Consider the following 16,265-nt stretch of genomic DNA (forward strand, 5'->3'; position numbering starts at 1 on the left):
GACGGATACAGGTAGTGCCGGCCGCTGGCCGGCAGCCCCGACCATCACCCGCTGCCGGCCAGCGGCCGGCACTACCCTGCTGCTTCTGATGTCGCCTTTGACGTCGCCTCCGCGCCGGCGCGTGGACCTGTCCTGCGTGGGCGGACCTGCATGGGCCCATCCGCCCACGCGATCCCGGGACAGTCAACGCGCCGACAGCGCCCTCTTTTCAACCACCCCGCTTGACCTCAACCAATGTTGAGGTGCGATAACAGTCTCCCCACGGCCATACCCCTGGCCTTCCCCACGGAGACTGTCTCGATGCCGTACTCGCTTCCCGCCCTCCCCTATGCCTACGACGCCCTCGAGCCGCACTTCGATGCGCGCACGATGGAAATCCATCACAGCAAGCATCACCAGGCCTACGTCAACAACCTCAATGCCGCGCTGGAACAGGCGGCCCTGCCGGCACAGCCGGTGGAAATCCTGATCGCCGACCTCGACGCCCTGCCCGAATCGATCCGCGGTGCAGTGCGCAACAACGGCGGCGGCCACGCCAACCACAGCCTGTTCTGGACCGTGCTCAGCGCCAATGGCGGCACCGCCGATGACGAGCTTGCCGCGGCCATCGATCGCGACCTCGGTGGCTACGACGCCTTCAAGGAAACCTTCAGCAAAGCCGCGCAGACCCGTTTCGGCAGCGGCTGGGCGTGGCTCACCGTCGATCACCAGGGCCGCCTGCAGGTCGAGAGCAGCGCCAACCAGGACAGCCCGCTGATGGGCGCGGCGGTGGGCGCCTCCGGCAACACCCCGATCCTTGCCCTGGATGTCTGGGAGCACGCCTACTACCTGCATTACCAGAACCGTCGCCCGGACTACATCGGCGCGTTCTTCAACCTCATCAACTGGGCCGAGGTCGGCCGGCGCTACCGCCAGGCCAGGGCCGCATGAACGCGGACTCCGGTGCATACGCCGGGCCGTGGGCGGGGGTGTTCCCCGCTCCGGCACCGGTGCCATCGGTCAGTCTGCCGCCGCGTGCGCTGCGGCGGTTGCTCGGCCATTTCCCTACCGGCGTGGCGATCGTCTGCGCCCGCGACGCACAGGGAAAACCGCAGGGCCTGACCATCAACTCGTTCGTGCCGATCTCGCTGCAGCCGCCACTGGTGCTGTGGAACCTCGCCCTGCATGCGCAGAGCCTGTCCGCGTTCCAGCGCGCCACCCGCTTTGCGATCAGCGTGCTCGGCGCCGGCCAGGAAGCCCTGGCGCGCCGGTTCGCCGATCCGCAGGTGCGCCATCGATTCACCGATGTGCCCTTGCTGGACGACGGCGAAGACACGCCACCGCGTATCGCCGGCGCCGTGATCCACCTCACCTGCACCCGCCACGCGCAGTGGCCGGTCGGCGATCACCTGTTGCTGGCCGGGCGCATTGTCGATGTGCAGGAAGCAGGCGGTGCACCACTGCTGTTCCATCGCGGCCGCTTCCAGGCGGGACCGGTGGAAACCCTGCTGGAGGTGCGCTGATGGACATCGAAACGCTGGAGAGGATGCTTGCCGCCGGCAAGGACAGCGCACTGCTGCGCTTCGGCCTGGGCAAGAGCTGGCTGGATGCCGGCGACCCGGTGCGCGCAGCCACCCATCTGGGCCGCTGCGTGGTGCTGGACCCGGACTATTCGGCGGCGTGGAAGCTGCTGGGCAAGGCCTGGCTGGCTGGTGGCCAGCCGCAGGCGGCGCGCGAAGCGTGGCAGCGCGGGCTCAGCGTAGCCGGCAGCAAGGGCGACCAGCAGGCCCGCAAGGAAATGCAGGTGTTCCTGCGCAGGCTCGATCGCGATTCACCTGCGCTGTTGGCGAAGGCCGGCTGAAGACTCAGCCGGCGTTGGCCGACGCCGGTGCCGGCATGATGTCCGGCATCGGCAGGCGGCGCGGCTTGCTCGGGAACGCGTGGCGCAGGATGCGCCAGACCACCTGGGTGAACTGCCGCGGCAGCGAGCCGTTGTTGTAGTGCTGGCCGTAGCGCCGGCAGATTTCCTTCACTTCCTTGGCGATGGCCGCATAGCGGTTGGCCGGCAGGTCCGGGTAGAAGTGGTGCTCGATCTGGTGGCTGAGGTTGCCCGACAGCACGTTGATCACGAAACCACCGCTGATGTTGGACGAACCGCGCAGCTGGCGCAGGTACCAGTGGCCACGCGATTCATTGCGCAGGCATTCCTTCGGGAAGGTTTCCGATTCGGCGGTGAAGTGGCCGCAGAAGATGATCACGTAGGTCCAGATGTTGCGCAGGCCGTTGGCCACCATGTTGCCCAGCATCACCGGCAGGAAGAACGGACCGGCCAGCAGCGGGAAGAACACGTAGTCCTTCAGCACCTGGCGGATCATCTTGCGGGCCACCGGACGGGTCTGCAGCCACATCGCACGGCTGCTGATGCGGCCCTTGAACCAGCGCCCAAGGCGCAGGTCCTGCGCCGCCACGCCCCACTGGAACAGCAGCGCGAAGATCGGTGCGATGATCGGCTGCAGCAGGTAGAACGGCTTCCAGCGCTGTTCCGGGAAGATGCGCAGCAGGCCATAGCCGATGTCATCGTCCATGCCACGCACGTTGGTGTAGGTGTGGTGGCGGAAATTATGGGTCTTGCGCCAGTTGTCGGCGGTGGCAACGATGTCCCATTCGTAGGTGTTGCCGTTGAGCTTGGGATCGCCGGTCCAGTCGTACTGGCCGTGCATCACGTTGTGGCCCAGTTCCATGTTTTCCAGGATCTTGGCCAGCGCCAGCAGCAGCGTGCCGGCGATGCAGGCCGGCCACAGCAGCGGCGCCCAGAACAACGGAGAGAACGCGCCCAGGAACAGCAGGCTGCGGCCGAGCACGCCGGACCAGCGCACAGCCGCTGCGACGCGGCGGATGTAACGGGTGTCGGAGGCGCCGAGGCTGCCGATCACACGGTCGCGGATCGCATCGAGTTCCTCACCAAACGTCTGCATCTCGGCAGGGCTCAGGGCACGGTCGGTAGCGCGGGTCATGGCAGCGGAGTCCTCAGAGATCCAGGGTCAGGTCGGTGGTCGGCGCGCTCACGCAGATCCGTACCGGCACGGCCGTTTCGGACTGGGTATCGCCGGTGCGCAGGTGGCGGGTGGTGCCACTGACGCGTTCACAGGTACAGCTGTTGCAGATGCCCATGCGGCAGCCGTGCTTGGGCGCGATGCCCTGCGCCTCCAGGCTTTCCAGCAGCGAGCGGCCACGCGGCACGATCAGCCGCCGGCCGCTGCGGGCCAGGGTCAAGGCGACCTCACCCAGGCTGTCGGCATCACTGAGTGCCGCAGGCGGCGTAAAGGCTTCAGCCTGGAATCCGGCCACCTGCTGCGCCAGCCGCGTGCGCGCAGCGGCAACGAAGCCATCCGGGCCACAGGCCAGCACATGGCGTTGCGCCAGCGGGGTGTCGTCACCGGCAACGGCCAACGTGTGGCTGTCGATGCGCGCGGCCGGCACCTCGCCTTCGCGGGTGGTCAGCAGATGCACGCGCAGGTTCGGGTCCGCTGCGGCCAGCGCCTGCAACTCATCACGGAACTGGAACGCTGCGGCGCTGCGCTCCCAGTAGAACAGGTCGACGGGCGCAGCCAGCGGGCGCTGGCAGGCGTCGCGCAGCAGGCTGCGCATGGGTGTGATGCCGCTGCCGGCGGCCAGTAGAAGCACCGGCGCTGCGGCGGGCATGTGGAAATCACCGAAGGCCGCATCCAGCCGGAACAGGTCGCCCGGCTTGGCATGCGCGACCAGATGCTGGCTGACCTTGCCGCCTTCCACCGCCTTGACGGTAATGGCCAGCTCACGACGGCCCAGGCGGGTCGGGCTGTAGCTGCGGCGCAATACACGCCCCTCAAGCTCGACGCCCAAGGTGACGTGCTGGCCGGCGCGCATCCCGGCCCAGTGCCGGTTGCAGCGCAGGACCAGCGTAGCGGCGCCCTCGCCGGCCGGCTCGCGCCGTACCAGGCGGGCCATCGGCTCACGCAGGGTCCACAACGGATTCAGCTGGCCCGCCCAGAAGTCGAACAGCGACGGCGACAGCCAGCGGTACGGGGAAAACAGGGAAGGACGGACGACAGCGCTCATGGATGCACTATACGGCCGCACACACAGCTGTGTATACATGTGTATATTGCACCGGATTGGGTATGATTCAGCCTTGCCCCTCCGGAAGTACCATGGCCGCCGCCACCGTTCTGTCTCCGCCTGAAGATGCCAGCAGCCCGGCCCGCCGTACGGTGAGCCGCGAAGATCTGCTGGCCGCCGCGTTGAAACTGATCGGCCCGCATCGCAGCCTCTCCACCCTCAGCCTGCGCGAAGTCGCACGCGAGGCGGGCATCGCACCCAACAGCTTCTACCGCCAGTTCCGCGACATGGACGAACTGGCCGTCGCCTTGATCGACGTGGCTGGGCGCTCGCTGCGCACCATCATCGGCGAAGCCCGCCAGCGCGCTACGTCCAGCGCCACCAGCGTGGTACGCGTGTCGGTGGAAACCTTCATGGAACAGCTGCGTGCCGACGACAAGCTGCTGCACGTACTGCTGCGCGAAGGCGCGGTCGGCTCGGACGATTTCAAGCACGCAGTCGAACGCGAACTGCACTACTTCGAAGAAGAACTGCAGCATGACCTGGTGCGCCTGGCCGCACTGGATGGCGCGGTGCTGTACAAGCCGGAACTGGTGTCGATGGCGATCACCCGGCTGGTGTTTGCGATGGGCGCTTCGGCCATGGACCAGCCCCCTGAGAACGATCCGGAACTGGTCGAACAGATCTCCACGATGATCCGCATGATCATCGTCGGCGCGCGCACTCCCGCCGCCTTCCGCCGCGGCTGACCGCTTCCGGTGCATGACCACCGGCACAGTTGTGTGCGCACCGTGTAATGTCGAGTCAGCTGTAACGTAGAGCCAGGCCGCGCCTGGCTGGTCTCCCCAGCAAACCTGGTTCAGCCGCCCTCGGCACTTGCGCACGAATGCGCCGAACAGTGCCAGTGTCTGTTCGCTGACGTGGTGCTCGATGCCCTCGGCATCACGTCGCGCGGTATCCGGGTCCACGCCCAGCGCCAGGCGTTCAACCCTGGTAGCGCCGGGCCATGCCCGGCGAAATGCGTGAGACGGCAACGCCTCCGCCGGGCATGGCCCGGCGCTACCGTTCGGCGGAACCGCCCTCGGCCTTGCGCACGAATGCGTCGAACAGTGCCAGCGTCTGTTCGCTGACGTGGTGCTCGATGCCCTCGGCATCACGTCGCGCGGTATCCGGGTCCACGCCCAGCGCCAGCAGGAAGCGCTCCACGGTCTGGTGGCGCTGGCGGCTGGCATGGGCCAGCGCCTCGCCCTCCGGGGTCAGGAACACGCCGCGGTACGGGCGCTGCACCACCCAGCCATCGCGGGCCAGCCGGCGCAGCATCTTCGCCACGGTCGGCTGGGCCACACCGAGGCGGGTGGCGATGTCGACCTGGCGGGCCTCGCCGCCGTCGGCCAGCAGGTCGGAGATCAGCTCGACATAATCCTCCACCAGCTCCATCCGGTGTGCTTCGCGCACTTGCCGGAAGCTCTCGACCTGGCGCTCGGCCTCGATCAAGGGGGTGCTTTTCAGCGATGTCGAATCGTCCGTCTTGCCCACGCGTGTGCCTGTCCTGCAGTTGTCATCCGGGTGCGAACCTGAATTCTGGACCAGTGACGCAGTAAAGACGATTGTTTCATATTGCTATGCGATATAGCAGTGGCTATATTGGCGGCCATGAACACTGTCGCGCCCACCGACTCTCCGGCCTCCACCGCGGCCAGCCTGGGTGCGCTCAACGCGTCGATCGCCGTACCCGAAAAGGGCCACTGGTGGTTCCGGCTGCTGGCCTTCCTGGGCCCCGGCTACATGGTGTCGGTGGGTTACATGGATCCGGGCAACTGGGCGACCGATCTCGCAGGTGGCTCACGCTTCGGCTATCTGCTGCTGTCGGTCATCCTGATCTCCAACCTGATGGCGGTGATCCTGCAGGCGCTGTCGGCACGGCTGGGCATCGCCACCGGCATGGACCTGGCGCAGGCCTGCCGTGCGCGCTACCCCAAGCCGGTGAACCTGGCGCTGTGGGCGTTGTGCGAAGCGGCGATCATCGCCTGCGACCTGGCCGAAGTGATCGGCACGGCCATCGCGCTGAAACTGTTGTTCGATCTGCCGCTGCTGTGGGGCGCGGTGATCACCGCGCTGGACACGCTGCTGGTGCTGCTGTTGATGAACCGCGGTTTCCGCGCGCTGGAAGCCTTCGTGATCGCACTGCTGCTGGTGATCTTCGGCTGCTTCATGGTGCAGATCGCGCTGGCCGCGCCGCCGGTGATGCAGGTGCTGGGCGGTTTCATTCCGCGCGCGCAGGTGGTCACTGATCCGCACGCGCTGTACATCGCCATCGGCATCATCGGTGCCACGGTGATGCCGCACAACCTGTACCTGCATTCTTCCATCGTGCAGACCCGTGCCTATCCACGCACCGATGAAGGCCGTCGCAGCGCGCTGCGCTGGGCGGTGACCGACAGCACCTTTGCCTTGACCCTGGCGTTGTTCATCAACGCCAGCATCCTGATCCTGGCGGCGGCGGTATTCCATGCCAACGGCCGCTTCGACGTGGAAGACATCGAGCAGGCGCACCAGTTGCTGGCACCGATGCTGGGCGTCGGCCTGGCCTCGACATTGTTCGCAGTGGCACTGCTCGCCTCCGGCCTGAACTCCACGGTGACCGCGACACTGGCCGGGCAGATCGTGATGGAAGGGTTCCTGCGCCTGCGCCTGCCGCCGTGGCTGCGGCGGCTGATCACCCGCGCGCTGGCGATCATTCCGGTGGTGGTGGTCATCATGCTGTTCGGCGACCAGGGCGCGGTGAAGCTGCTGGTCCTGAGCCAGGTGGTGCTGTCCATGCAGCTGCCCTTCGCGATCATCCCGCTGGTACGCATCGTGACCGACAAGGTGACGATGGGCGCGCTGGTGGCACCGCGCTGGCTGGGCGGCATTGCGTGGGTGATCGCGCTGGTGATCGTGGTGCTGAACGTGAAGCTGCTGGTGGATACGTTCGCAGCCGGTTGATCCGCGCGGTGGGAATCCGCCGGGCATGGCCCGGCGCTACCGCTGGCGACCTGCAGTAGATCCACGCCATGCCTGGATTTGGCATTACGGCGCTACAGGAACTCCGCGATGGCCGCTTCGATCTGCTGCGGCGACTGGAAACCCGGCATGCGCATGCGCTCGTCACCGTCCAGGAACAGCGACAACGTAGGGGTCTGCCGCAGGCCCAGCTCGCGGAAGAACGCCTCGCCCACCACCTCCAGCTGCACCCGCAGCAGGGTCGTGCCCTGCCCTGCAGTGCCGCTGGCCACCCGCTGCAGCGACATGTCCAGCATCCGGCAGCCCGGGCACTGGTCCTTGTGGAAGTCCACCAGCACGCGTGGATGGTCGGCCAGCAACTGCTGGAACTGCTCAGGCGTGGTGGCGTCGATGATCTGCATCGGTGGTACTCCAGTAGTGATCCAGGACCGCATCGGTCCAGGTATCGATGGCCGCGGCATGCCGCCGACCATGTGGCATCTGTTCGATCTCCAGCGGCGGGTAGCCACTGTGGAAATAGCGGATCAGCCGGTGCACTGCACCGCAGTAATACTCCTGCCCCCACTGCGTTTCACCGGTGCCGAACACCGCCACCTGCCGCGGCCGCTGGCCGCGCTCGGCGATGCCTGCCACCCAGGCCTTCATCTCCGATGGCGTGCGCCCGGCGTTGTCGGTCCAGCAGCCCAGCAGCACCAGGTCGGCCTCGTCCACCGGCAGCGGCGGGCCCTGGCGCAGGTCGTCGGCCTCCTGCCAGTGCACGGCGTGGCCTGCGGCCCGGCAACGCGCGGCGATGTGGCGGCCGAGCTCACGGGTGTTGCCGCTGAGCGACGCCACCACGATCAGGATGCGCAGCGCCGGGCCGCGCTCAGAGGTCGTCGAAGCCGTTGTCGACGTTGGTCTTCTTGTAGCTTGCATTGCGCATCTCGAAGAAGTCGGTCTTGGTCTCGGTGAAGTTGTCGGCGTAGGCCTTGATCCACGGCATCACGTTGTCGGTGGTGTCGCTGTACAGGCGCTCGATGCCGAGCATGCCGGCCATCTTGTTGGCGCGGTACTTCACGTAGCGCACCATCTCGTCCACGTCGATGCCATCGATGCCATCGAGCACCTCCGCCGACCACTGGGTTTCCAGTTCAATGGCGTGTTCGAACGACTGGTGCACGTAGGCGGTCAGCTCGTTGGTCTGCAGTTCCGGGTTCTCGCCGATGATGGCGCGGATCAGCTCGCTGATGAACTTGGTGTGGGCCAGCTCATCACGGTTGATGAAGCTGATGATCTTGCCGGTGCCGTTCATGCGGTTCTGCCGCACCATGTTGTAGAAGTACGCGAAGCCGGAATAGAAGTTGATGCCTTCCAGGATCGAGGACTGGATCAACGACTTCAGCAGGGTTTCGGCAGTCTTCTCGCGCATGAAATCGTCATAGGCCCCCATGATCGGCGCGTTGCGCTTGATGATGGTGGGATGGGTGCGGGCGATCTCGAAGATGCGGTTCTGGTTGGGCAGGTCGGTGATCGAGGCCAGCACGTAGCTGTAGCTCTCGTTGTGGATCACCTCCTGCTGGCCGATGATCGCCGCGTTGGCGTGCGCGGCCGGATCGGTGATGTACTCGGCGACGTTGTAGATGAAGCGCGTCTGCGGCGAATCCAGCGTGGCCAGCAGGCCGATGATGGAATCGTAGGCGTTCTTCTCGCGCGCGTTGAGCTCGCCGTACTGGCGTGCATCCACCTTCATGTCCACTTCGTCGGGGATCCAGAAGTTGGTCGACAGCTCCTTGTAGGCGCGATAGAACGACGGGTACGGAATGTCGTTCCAGTTCAGGATGCCGCTGGTGCGGCCGTTGATGATGCCGGTGCTGCGGTTGGGGTGGCGCGGTTCGAGGATCTTGATGCGGTCCAGGGGTGTTGCCATGGTCTTCTGCCTTCGTTCTGCTGCTGACGGGTTGCCGGCCAGCGGCCGGCACTACCACCGAGGGGTCGGGCTGGTCAGCTCGAGCACCACTCGCATTCGCTGATGTCGATGTCGTTGGAGCGCACGTAGTAGGTGGTCTTCAACCCTTCCCGCCAGGCGCTCAGGTGCAGCTCCAGCAGGGTGCTGGCGCGGATCGTGCTCGGTACGTACAGGTTGAAGCTGATCGACTGGTCCACATGGCGCTGGCGGCGTGCGTTCTGCCGCACGCTGGCGAACTGGTCGACCTTGTAGGCACCCTTCTCGTAGTACGGCCAGGTGTCCAGCGACAGGCCAGGCGCGGCCACCGGTCGTCGGAAGTCCTTCTTTTCCTCGTAGTAGAACGCGCTGTAGATCGGATCGATCGACGCGGTGGAGCCGGCGATCTGCGCGGTGCTCATGTTCGGCGCCACCGCCAGCAGCCAGCCATTGCGCAGGCCGTTGGTCGCCACCTCGCGCGCAAGACTGTCCCAGGCCGCGCCACTGTAATCGCGGTCACGGAAATAGTTGCCGTTGTGCCAGTCGCTGCCGGCGAACATCGGATAGCTGCCCTTCTCCTTGGCCAGCTGCGCGCTGGCCTGGATGGTCAGGAAGTTGATGCGCTCGAACAGGCGATCGGACAGTTCCTCGGCCTCGGGCGATTCCCAATGGATCGCCTGCTGTGCCAGCAGGTGGTGCCAGCCGAACGTGCCCAGGCCTATGGCGCGGTACTTGCGGTTGGTGATGGTGGCCTGCGGCACCGGCAGCGCATTGAGATCGATCACGTTGTCGAGCATGCGCACCTGGATCGGAATCAACCGTTCCAGCACATCCTTGGCCAGCAGATCCTCGGGGGCGGTGATGGCACGGCCGAGGTTGATCGACGACAGGTTGCAGACCACGAAGTCGCCCGCGCGGCGGGTAGTGACGATCTGGTCGCCGCTGACGATCTCCTGGATCATCCGCGTCGGGCTCATGTTCTGCAGGATCTCGGTGCACAGGTTGCTGGAATAGACCATGCCCGCATGCTTGTTCGGGTTCTTCCGGTTCACTTCGTCGCGGTAGAACAGGAACGGGTTGCCGGTTTCCAGCTGGCTGAGCATGATCCGCTTGAACAGGTCGATCGCCTTCACCGTGCGACGGCTGATGCGCTCGTCGGCCACCAGCTCGGCGTAGCGGTCGCGGAAGCTGCCCTGCCCTCGCTTCTCGTCGTAGAAATCCTGCAGGTACCAGCCCTTGGCCTGCTTCACCTCGTGCGGATCGAACAGGTACCAGTCGGCACGGCGCTCGACGGCCTCCATGAACAGGTCCGGCACGCAGATGGCGGTGAACACATCATGCGCACGCAGGCGCTGGTCGCCGTTGTTCAGGCGCAGGTCCATGAACGCCTCGATGTCGCGGTGCCAGATGTCCAGGTACACCGCCACTGCACCCTTGCGCTGGCCGAGCTGGTCGACCGACACCGCCGTGTTGTTGAGCTGCTTGATCCACGGCACCACGCCGCCGGACGAGTTGGGCACGCCGCGGATCGGCGCGCCACTGCTGCGCACGTACCCCAGGTACGCACCCACACCACCACCGTGCTTGGACACGCGGGCGATATCGGTGTTGGAGTCATAGATGCCCTGCAGGCTGTCGTCCACCGTGTCGATGAAGCAGCTCGACAGCTGGCCGCCGACCTTGCCGGCATTGGCCAGCGTCGGCGTGGCCACGGTCATGTACAGGTTGGACAACGCCCAGTACGCCTCGCCCACCAGCTGCATGCGGCGCACGCGGCCGCTCTCACCAGCCCCGCCCTCGTTCTGCATCAGGTACAGGGCAATGGTCAGCCAACGTTCCTGCGGCAGCTCATACACCTCGCGGCTGCGATCGGTAGCCAGATAGCGCGTGGCCAGCAGGTACAGCCCGTTGTAGGCGAACAGACGATCGCGCTCGGGGTCGATCATCTCGCCGGCCTGCTGCAGCTCTTCCTTCGAATAGCAGCGCAGGATGTCGTTGCTGTAGATGCCGCGGTCGGCCAGGCTTTCCTGCAGGCCCACGTAGGAACCGTACTTCAGGCTGACATCGTAGAAGCGGTTGCGGCTGGCGCGCTTGTAAAGCCGGCGCAGGTACAGGCGTGCAGCGAACTGTTCCCACTGCGGCGCGACAAGGTCGACGCGTGATTCCGCTTCGCGGATCAGCAGGTCCACCAGATCATCGGCACTGATGCTGGGCTTGCGTTCGACCATCGCCAGCACCACGCGGCGATAGTCGGCCACATCCAGCTGCGGCAGCTCGGCGTGGATGGTATCGATGCTGCGCAGCAGGCGCGCCGCATCGAACGGCAGGCGACGATTGCCGGCTTCCTTGGTGATCCAGGTCGGCACGCGCTCGCCGCTGGCGCGCATGGCGTCGCCGGCGCCGGCCAGGTCGGCCACGCGGAAGGTACTGTCGGTCATGGTGGTGGAACTCCAGGCTCGTGCGCGCGTCGGCGCCCGATGCCATGGCGGCCCTGCACGCGATACCGGCGCACGGGGCGAACGGGTGAAGTGCCAAGGGGCGGGAACACAGGTCGTCGGCATCTGCCTGCGCCTGCGGCCGGTATCCGGGCCGTGGGGGCGACCTGCGTCCGCACGGTGGCGGCCGCGTCGACACGGCAAGCCTTCAGGGGCGGGCCGCGGGACGTTTGCTGCATGTCCGGCGGCGGCGGCTGACCGGGAGTGACAGCCACAACATAGTGGGGATATTCCGAGACGTCAACACAAGATGCGGTGATCGCGCGCCAACGCGACCATCGGTCGCAGGATGCCGTGTTGCACGTGCGCGGCCTTGTCGACGCCGGGCGCATCCCCAGTTCGGTACAACGTCAACTTTCATTGGAACACCGCCCATGCGCGCTGCCTTGTACCCCTCCTTCGGCGATCCAGCCCAGGTCCTCGCCGTTGCCGATGCCCCCCTGCCCGAACCCGGTCCCGGCGAAGTACGCATCCGCACCATGCTGGCCTCGATCCACAACCACGATCTGCTGACCGTGCGTGGCCTGTATGGCTACAAGCCGACGCTGCCGGCGATCGGCGGCAGCGAAGCACTGGGCGTGGTCGATGCGCTCGGCGAAGGCGTCGACGGCCTGCAGATCGGCCAGCGGGTTGCCGCCGCCTCGGTGCACGGCACCTGGGCCGAAGCGTTCATCGCACCGGCGCGGATGGTGATCCCGATGCCGGACGCGATCGCCGATGAAACGGCCGCACAGCTGATCGCCATGCCGCTGAGCGCGTTGATGCTGCTGGAATTCCTGCACGTCGAGCCGGGCCAGTGGATCGTGCAGAACACCGCCAACGGTGCCGTCGGCAAATCGCTGGCGATGCTCGCAAAGGCGCGCGGCGTGCACGTGGCCAACCTGGTGCGCAATGCCGAGGCCGTGGCGCAACTGCAGACACTGGGCGTCGATCACGTGTTCGATACCTCGGTGGACGGCTGGAAGGACCGCGTGCGCGAAGCCACCGGCGAAGCGCAGGCCGCTGCTGCAGTCGACTCCATCGGTGGCGATGCCAGCGGCGACCTAGTCGACCTGCTCGGCCACCACGGCACCCTGGTCTCTTTCGGTGTGATGAGCGGCGAACCGATGCGCATTCCCGCCGGTGGCCTGATCTACAAGGAAGCCACGGTGAAGGGCTTTTGGGGCAGCAAGGTCAGCCAGGCAATGGCGGTGGAAGACAAGCGGCGGTTGGTGGGTGAACTGCTGAAGCGTGCGGCCGGGGGTGAACTCACCCTGCCGGTGGAGCAGATCTTCGCATTGGACGACATTGCCCAGGCGGCAGAAGCCGGCGCCGGTTCGGGCCGCAATGGCAAGGTGCTGCTGCGCGCGTGATGCCAACGGGGTCGGATCCCTTTCCGAAAGGGAAGGGCTCTGACCGTGCAGGTGGGTGCGGACCAACGGTCCGCACCCTCCAAAGACAAGGGCCATGCCCGGCGTGGCTGCATCAACGGCTCAAGTGCAGGAACTGCAGGTGCCGTTCGTACTGGCTGATGATGTCGTTGATGATCTGCTTGCGGCTGTAGCCGACCAGGTCGTAGTCCTGGCTACCCTCGTACAGATGCACTTCGGCGCGGTAGTAGCGCTGGTTGCGCAATTGCTGCGCGGCAAAGGACGGGGTCAGGTAGCCACTGAGGATCACCCGATACTGGAAGTCCTGCTGCTCGCCGTGGTTGACCGACAACTCCATGTCGCCCGCTTCGAACCGCGTCTGCACGTCCCAGCCCTGCTCGCGCAGCTGCTCGGCCACCGCCTCCATCGCCGGCTTCACCGTGTCATCCATGAAGCGGTACACCTGGTCGCGTACCGGGAAGTGCATGGCCTGGGTCAGGCGCTGGCGCCAGCCCTGGTGGTGGCGGTCATCGCCGATCAGCGGCGATGGCCTGAACTGCTGCGCGCGCTTGCGGTGCGACTCGTCACTGAAGGCGCGGGTCAGGCCCCACATCATCAACAGCAGCACCGCCGAGAACGGCAACGAGGCCAGCACCACCGCTGATTTCAGCGCATCGATGCTGCCGGCCAGCAGCAGGCCGGCGGTCAGCACCGCGATCACCGTGCCCCAGAACACGCGCAGCCAGCGCGGGCCATCGTCCTCCGGCGCACCACCATGCGAGGACAGCGTGGACAGCACCACCGCCCCGGAATCGGCCGACGTCACGAAGAAGATGAAGCTGACCAGCACGGTCACCCCGATCACCACCTTGCTCCACGGGTAGCCATCCAGCAACGCATACAGCACCGTCGGTGGGTCGTCCACCGCCAGCTGCGCCAACTGCTGCTGGCCATGGTGCAGCACCTGGTCCAGCGCGCTGTTGCCGAAGATCGACAGCCACGCCAGGGTGAAGCCGAGCGGGATCAGCAATACGCCGAACACGAACTCGCGGATGGTGCGGCCGCGCGAGATGCGCGCAATGAACAGGCCGACGAACGGCGCCCAGCCGATCCACCAGGCCCAGTAGAACACCGTCCAGCCGCCCAGCCATTCCGGCCGGCCGCCATAGGCGTATACGTCGAAACTCTTGCCCACCACGCTGCCCAGGTAGTCGCCCAGGTTCTGCATCAGCGTGCTGAGCAGGTACTGGGTGGGGCCGGCGCACAGCATGAACAGCACCAGCGCAATCGCCAGCAGCATGTTGATGTTGGCCATCCAGCGCACGCCCTTCTCCACGCCGGACACGGCCACCGCGACCGCCGCGCCCATCATCGCCACCACCAGCAGGATCTGCACCATGTTCGAGTGCGGCACGTTGAACAGGTGCGACAGCCCAGCGTTGAGGTGCAGCACGCCGAAGCCCATGTCCGCACCGATGCCGAACACGGTGGCAACAATGCCCAGGGCATCGACGGTGTAGCCGATGGGGCCATTGATGCGCTTGCCGATCAATGGATACAGCGCCGAGCGCAGCGCCAGTGGCAGGTTGTGCCGGTAGGCGAAGTAGGCCATCGCCATCGCCGCCAGCGCGAATACGCCCCAGCCATGCAGGCCCCAGTGCAGGAACAGCAGCTGCATTGCCTGGCGCGCACCGGCCTCGCCCGCTGCGCCATCACCCTGTGGCGGCTGCAGGTAGTGGGTCAGTGGTTCGGAAACGCAGAAGAAGAACAGGGTTATGCTGATGCCTGCAGCGAACAGCATGCCGGCCCAGGAGAGGTAGCTGAACTCCGGTTCGTCATGGTCGGCACCGAGCTTGATGCCGCCGTACTTGGACAACGCCACGCCGACCACGAACACCAGGTACAGGGTCATCGCCAGCAGGTAGTACCAGCCGACGTTGAGCGCGGCCCAGTCCTGCGCCTTGACCAGCAGGCGACCGGCGCCGATCGGATACAGGCTGACGAACAGTGCGAAGGCAACGACAACGATCGCCGCGAAGGCGAAGACGGGCCGCAGGGTTCGCACCGGCTGATGTTGAGGCTCCAGTGCTTCCATGGGCAGCCATCTCCGGATCGATCAAAGAGTAAGCCGACCGATTCTGGCTGAATCGCAGTGGACACAGGATGAAGTCGTGGCACCGCGCAGGCTTGAACGGCCGGTGTTCCGTGCTACGCGCGCGCCTGCAGACCGGCGGGCGTGCCGGGCGGCGTTGTCACTTTGGTCCGATTACGACACGCCGCGTCCGGCACCGACGATTCACCCCATCACATGCACGGCGCACAGCTTGTTGCCGTCGGGATCACGCAGGTAGGCCAGGTACAACTGGCGCCCGGCCTTGTGCCGCACGCCGGCCGGGTCTTCCACCGCGGTACCGCCGTGGGCGACCCCCGCTTCCTGCCAGGCATGCACCGCCTGCGGGTCTGCCAGCGCAAAGCCGATGGTGCCGCCGTTGGCATGGCACGCCGCCTCGCCATCGATGGGCGGGATGACCATGAACATCCGTCCATCCTTGATATAGACCAGCTTGCCCTCGTCATCGAACACGCCTGCGCGACCGCCGATGGCAGTGAACAAGGCATCGTAGAAGCGGCGGGAAGCCGCCATGTCGTTGGTTCCGACAGTGACGTGACTGAACATGCGGGCACTCCGTTGCGGGAAAGCCCAAGTGTCGGCCACCTCACTGATCGCCGCAATCAAGCCGGGATCACGCCGTACTGAGCAGCAGCACGGCCGCCGTGACCAGGCCGATGCCGATCCAACCAATCGGGCGCAGGCGGTTGCCGAACAGCAGGCGACCGCAGGTGGCCGTACCGATCACGCCGATCGCGCCCCACATCGCATAGGCGGTCGCCAGGTCCATGTAGCGCACGGCCTGGCCCAGCAGGGCGAAGGCGATCCAGACCAGCACGATGGCGCCGACACCCCAACGCCAGCGACGGAAGCCATCGGACTTGGCCACCATCATGTTGGCGGCCACATCGATCAGCGCCGAGCAGATCACGAAAAACAGGGCCATCATGTTCATCAGTGCGCCTCCCCGAGGGTGACACAGACGATGCCGACCACCGCCAGCACCAGGCCGGCCAGCTGCTGCAGCGACAGGCTCTCACCGAACACGCTGATGCCGACCACGGTCAGCAGGGTCAGGCCGAGGCCTTCCCACACCGCATAGGCCACGCCGACGGCGATGCGGCGCACCGACAGCGCCAGGAAGTAATAGGAAAGCGCCAGCGCGGCGGCCATCACCAGATAGCCGGTCCAGCCGCCATCGCGGGCGGCATGGGCCATGAAGGAAGTGCCGACCACTTCGGCGACGATCGCCACGGTCAGGCAGGCCCAGGCGACGTAGGCGCCACGGGCGGGAACAGGTCGGGACATGT

17 protein-coding genes and 1 pseudogene are annotated in these 16,265 nt (G+C 66.1%); 6 read left to right on the plus strand and 12 right to left on the minus strand.

Translation table 11 applies throughout. The features are described from left to right. Window positions 1-300 precede the first annotated feature (300 nt). The 3 genes from LMF57_RS11300 to LMF57_RS11310 are packed head-to-tail and all read left to right on the plus strand — an operon-like array spanning window position 301 to window position 1,840. Window positions 301-930, plus strand: coding sequence for a superoxide dismutase (locus LMF57_RS11300; protein WP_208081511.1), 630 nt, complete (start codon window positions 301-303; stop codon window positions 928-930). Then, entirely contained in the window at window positions 927-1,502 is a 576-nt protein-coding gene (locus LMF57_RS11305; protein ID WP_208081512.1) for a flavin reductase family protein, read from the plus strand. The genes LMF57_RS11300 and LMF57_RS11305 overlap by 4 nt, the downstream gene beginning before the upstream one ends. Continuing rightward, complete coding sequence (locus LMF57_RS11310; RefSeq protein WP_033831318.1) at window positions 1,502-1,840, plus strand: tetratricopeptide repeat protein; 339 nt, start codon at window positions 1,502-1,504, stop codon at window positions 1,838-1,840. Before LMF57_RS11305 ends, LMF57_RS11310 begins: the two co-directional genes overlap by 1 nt. A gap of 4 nt (window positions 1,841-1,844) precedes the next feature. Here the strand turns inward: LMF57_RS11310 and LMF57_RS11315 are convergent, their stop codons facing one another. Together LMF57_RS11315 and LMF57_RS11320 are read right to left on the minus strand one after the other, a co-directional pair. Then, entirely contained in the window at window positions 1,845-2,993 is a 1,149-nt protein-coding gene (locus tag LMF57_RS11315; RefSeq protein WP_025878576.1) for an acyl-CoA desaturase, read from the minus strand. A gap of 13 nt (window positions 2,994-3,006) precedes the next feature. After that, window positions 3,007-4,077 carry a ferredoxin reductase gene (locus tag LMF57_RS11320; protein WP_229289860.1) on the minus strand — a complete coding sequence of 357 codons (1,071 nt, stop codon included), beginning with the start codon at window positions 4,075-4,077 and terminating at the stop codon, window positions 3,007-3,009. Between the two features lie 92 nt (window positions 4,078-4,169). Between LMF57_RS11320 and fabR the strand changes: the two genes are divergently transcribed. Beyond that, window positions 4,170-4,826, plus strand: a complete 657-nt coding sequence (gene fabR / locus LMF57_RS11325) for an HTH-type transcriptional repressor FabR (protein WP_025878574.1) — start codon at window positions 4,170-4,172, stop codon at window positions 4,824-4,826. A gap of 126 nt (window positions 4,827-4,952) precedes the next feature. Here fabR and LMF57_RS11330 read toward each other — a convergent pair. Next, window positions 4,953-5,057 (minus strand): annotated as a pseudogene (locus LMF57_RS11330) (transcriptional regulator MntR); the annotation flags it as partial. Between the two features lie 79 nt (window positions 5,058-5,136). Further along, on the minus strand, window positions 5,137-5,613 hold the full coding sequence (gene mntR / locus LMF57_RS11335) for a manganese-binding transcriptional regulator MntR (protein ID WP_025878571.1): 477 nt from the start codon (window positions 5,611-5,613) through the stop codon (window positions 5,137-5,139). 117 nt (window positions 5,614-5,730) lie between these two features. Between mntR and LMF57_RS11340 the strand changes: the two genes are divergently transcribed. Beyond that, window positions 5,731-7,062: an Nramp family divalent metal transporter gene (locus LMF57_RS11340; protein WP_025878570.1), complete on the plus strand. Its 1,332-nt coding sequence runs from the start codon at window positions 5,731-5,733 to the stop codon at window positions 7,060-7,062. Window positions 7,063-7,154: 92 nt separating this feature from the next. On the opposite strand, the gene LMF57_RS11345 is transcribed toward LMF57_RS11340, so the two are convergent. The 4 genes from LMF57_RS11345 to LMF57_RS11360 all read right to left on the minus strand — a co-directional run bounded on the left by LMF57_RS11345 (window position 7,155) and on the right by LMF57_RS11360 (window position 11,388). Next, a complete protein-coding gene (locus tag LMF57_RS11345; protein ID WP_032975313.1) occupies window positions 7,155-7,481 on the minus strand; it encodes a thioredoxin family protein in 327 nt (108 codons plus the stop codon). Beyond that, a complete protein-coding gene (locus LMF57_RS11350; protein WP_046987068.1) occupies window positions 7,453-7,932 on the minus strand; it encodes a flavodoxin in 480 nt (159 codons plus the stop codon). The genes LMF57_RS11345 and LMF57_RS11350 overlap by 29 nt, the downstream gene beginning before the upstream one ends. 13 nt (window positions 7,933-7,945) lie before the next feature. After that, window positions 7,946-8,986 carry a ribonucleotide-diphosphate reductase subunit beta gene (locus LMF57_RS11355; protein ID WP_025878567.1) on the minus strand — a complete coding sequence of 347 codons (1,041 nt, stop codon included), beginning with the start codon at window positions 8,984-8,986 and terminating at the stop codon, window positions 7,946-7,948. 74 nt (window positions 8,987-9,060) lie between these two features. Then, the gene (locus tag LMF57_RS11360) at window positions 9,061-11,388 is read right to left on the minus strand and encodes a ribonucleoside-diphosphate reductase subunit alpha (protein WP_223482692.1); all 2,328 of its coding nucleotides are present in this window, start codon (window positions 11,386-11,388) and stop codon (window positions 9,061-9,063) included. 482 nt (window positions 11,389-11,870) lie between these two features. Here LMF57_RS11360 and LMF57_RS11365 point away from each other — a divergent pair, with 482 nt between their 5' ends. Further along, a complete protein-coding gene (locus LMF57_RS11365) occupies window positions 11,871-12,848 on the plus strand; it encodes a zinc-binding dehydrogenase (protein ID WP_208081514.1) in 978 nt (325 codons plus the stop codon). Window positions 12,849-12,960: 112 nt separating this feature from the next. Here LMF57_RS11365 and betT read toward each other — a convergent pair whose 3' ends face one another. From betT to LMF57_RS11385, 4 genes are all read right to left on the minus strand, one after another. Continuing rightward, window positions 12,961-14,940: a choline BCCT transporter BetT gene (betT, locus tag LMF57_RS11370; RefSeq protein WP_208083134.1), complete on the minus strand. Its 1,980-nt coding sequence runs from the start codon at window positions 14,938-14,940 to the stop codon at window positions 12,961-12,963. Between the two features lie 201 nt (window positions 14,941-15,141). After that, complete coding sequence (locus LMF57_RS11375) at window positions 15,142-15,522, minus strand: VOC family protein (RefSeq protein WP_025878561.1); 381 nt, start codon at window positions 15,520-15,522, stop codon at window positions 15,142-15,144. A 67-nt stretch (window positions 15,523-15,589) separates the two neighbouring features. Beyond that, complete coding sequence (locus tag LMF57_RS11380; protein WP_025878560.1) at window positions 15,590-15,910, minus strand: multidrug efflux SMR transporter; 321 nt, start codon at window positions 15,908-15,910, stop codon at window positions 15,590-15,592. Next, window positions 15,910-16,263 (minus strand): SMR family transporter, encoded by a 354-nt coding sequence (locus LMF57_RS11385; RefSeq protein WP_208083133.1) that lies wholly within the window; start codon window positions 16,261-16,263, stop codon window positions 15,910-15,912. Before LMF57_RS11385 ends, LMF57_RS11380 begins: the two co-directional genes overlap by 1 nt. Between the last annotated feature and the right edge of the window lie 2 nt (window positions 16,264-16,265).

The sequence above is a fragment of the Stenotrophomonas sp. SI-NJAU-1 genome (assembly GCF_020883215.1).
Taxonomy (GTDB): Bacteria; Pseudomonadota; Gammaproteobacteria; order Xanthomonadales; family Xanthomonadaceae; genus Stenotrophomonas; species Stenotrophomonas indicatrix.

What these genes read in the sequence shown, in the direction of transcription:
- LMF57_RS11300 (WP_208081511.1), top strand. Translation starts at nt 301, where the DNA reads ATGCCGTACTCGCTTCCCGCCCTCCCCTATGCCTACGACGCCCTCGAG.
- LMF57_RS11305 (WP_208081512.1), top strand. Translation starts at nt 927, where the DNA reads ATGAACGCGGACTCCGGTGCATACGCCGGGCCGTGGGCGGGGGTGTTC.
- LMF57_RS11310 (WP_033831318.1), top strand. Translation starts at nt 1,502, where the DNA reads ATGGACATCGAAACGCTGGAGAGGATGCTTGCCGCCGGCAAGGACAGC.
- LMF57_RS11315 (WP_025878576.1), bottom strand. Translation starts at nt 2,993, where the DNA reads ATGACCCGCGCTACCGACCGTGCCCTGAGCCCTGCCGAGATGCAGACG.
- LMF57_RS11320 (WP_229289860.1), bottom strand. Translation starts at nt 4,077, where the DNA reads ATGAGCGCTGTCGTCCGTCCTTCCCTGTTTTCCCCGTACCGCTGGCTG.
- fabR (WP_025878574.1), top strand. Translation starts at nt 4,170, where the DNA reads ATGGCCGCCGCCACCGTTCTGTCTCCGCCTGAAGATGCCAGCAGCCCG.
- LMF57_RS11340 (WP_025878570.1), top strand. Translation starts at nt 5,731, where the DNA reads ATGAACACTGTCGCGCCCACCGACTCTCCGGCCTCCACCGCGGCCAGC.
- LMF57_RS11345 (WP_032975313.1), bottom strand. Translation starts at nt 7,481, where the DNA reads ATGCAGATCATCGACGCCACCACGCCTGAGCAGTTCCAGCAGTTGCTG.
- LMF57_RS11355 (WP_025878567.1), bottom strand. Translation starts at nt 8,986, where the DNA reads ATGGCAACACCCCTGGACCGCATCAAGATCCTCGAACCGCGCCACCCC.
- LMF57_RS11360 (WP_223482692.1), bottom strand. Translation starts at nt 11,388, where the DNA reads ATGCGCGCCAGCGGCGAGCGCGTGCCGACCTGGATCACCAAGGAAGCC.
- LMF57_RS11365 (WP_208081514.1), top strand. Translation starts at nt 11,871, where the DNA reads ATGCGCGCTGCCTTGTACCCCTCCTTCGGCGATCCAGCCCAGGTCCTC.
- betT (WP_208083134.1), bottom strand. Translation starts at nt 14,940, where the DNA reads ATGGAAGCACTGGAGCCTCAACATCAGCCGGTGCGAACCCTGCGGCCC.
- LMF57_RS11375 (WP_025878561.1), bottom strand. Translation starts at nt 15,522, where the DNA reads ATGTTCAGTCACGTCACTGTCGGAACCAACGACATGGCGGCTTCCCGC.
- LMF57_RS11380 (WP_025878560.1), bottom strand. Translation starts at nt 15,910, where the DNA reads ATGAACATGATGGCCCTGTTTTTCGTGATCTGCTCGGCGCTGATCGAT.
- LMF57_RS11385 (WP_208083133.1), bottom strand. Translation starts at nt 16,263, where the DNA reads ATGTCCCGACCTGTTCCCGCCCGTGGCGCCTACGTCGCCTGGGCCTGC.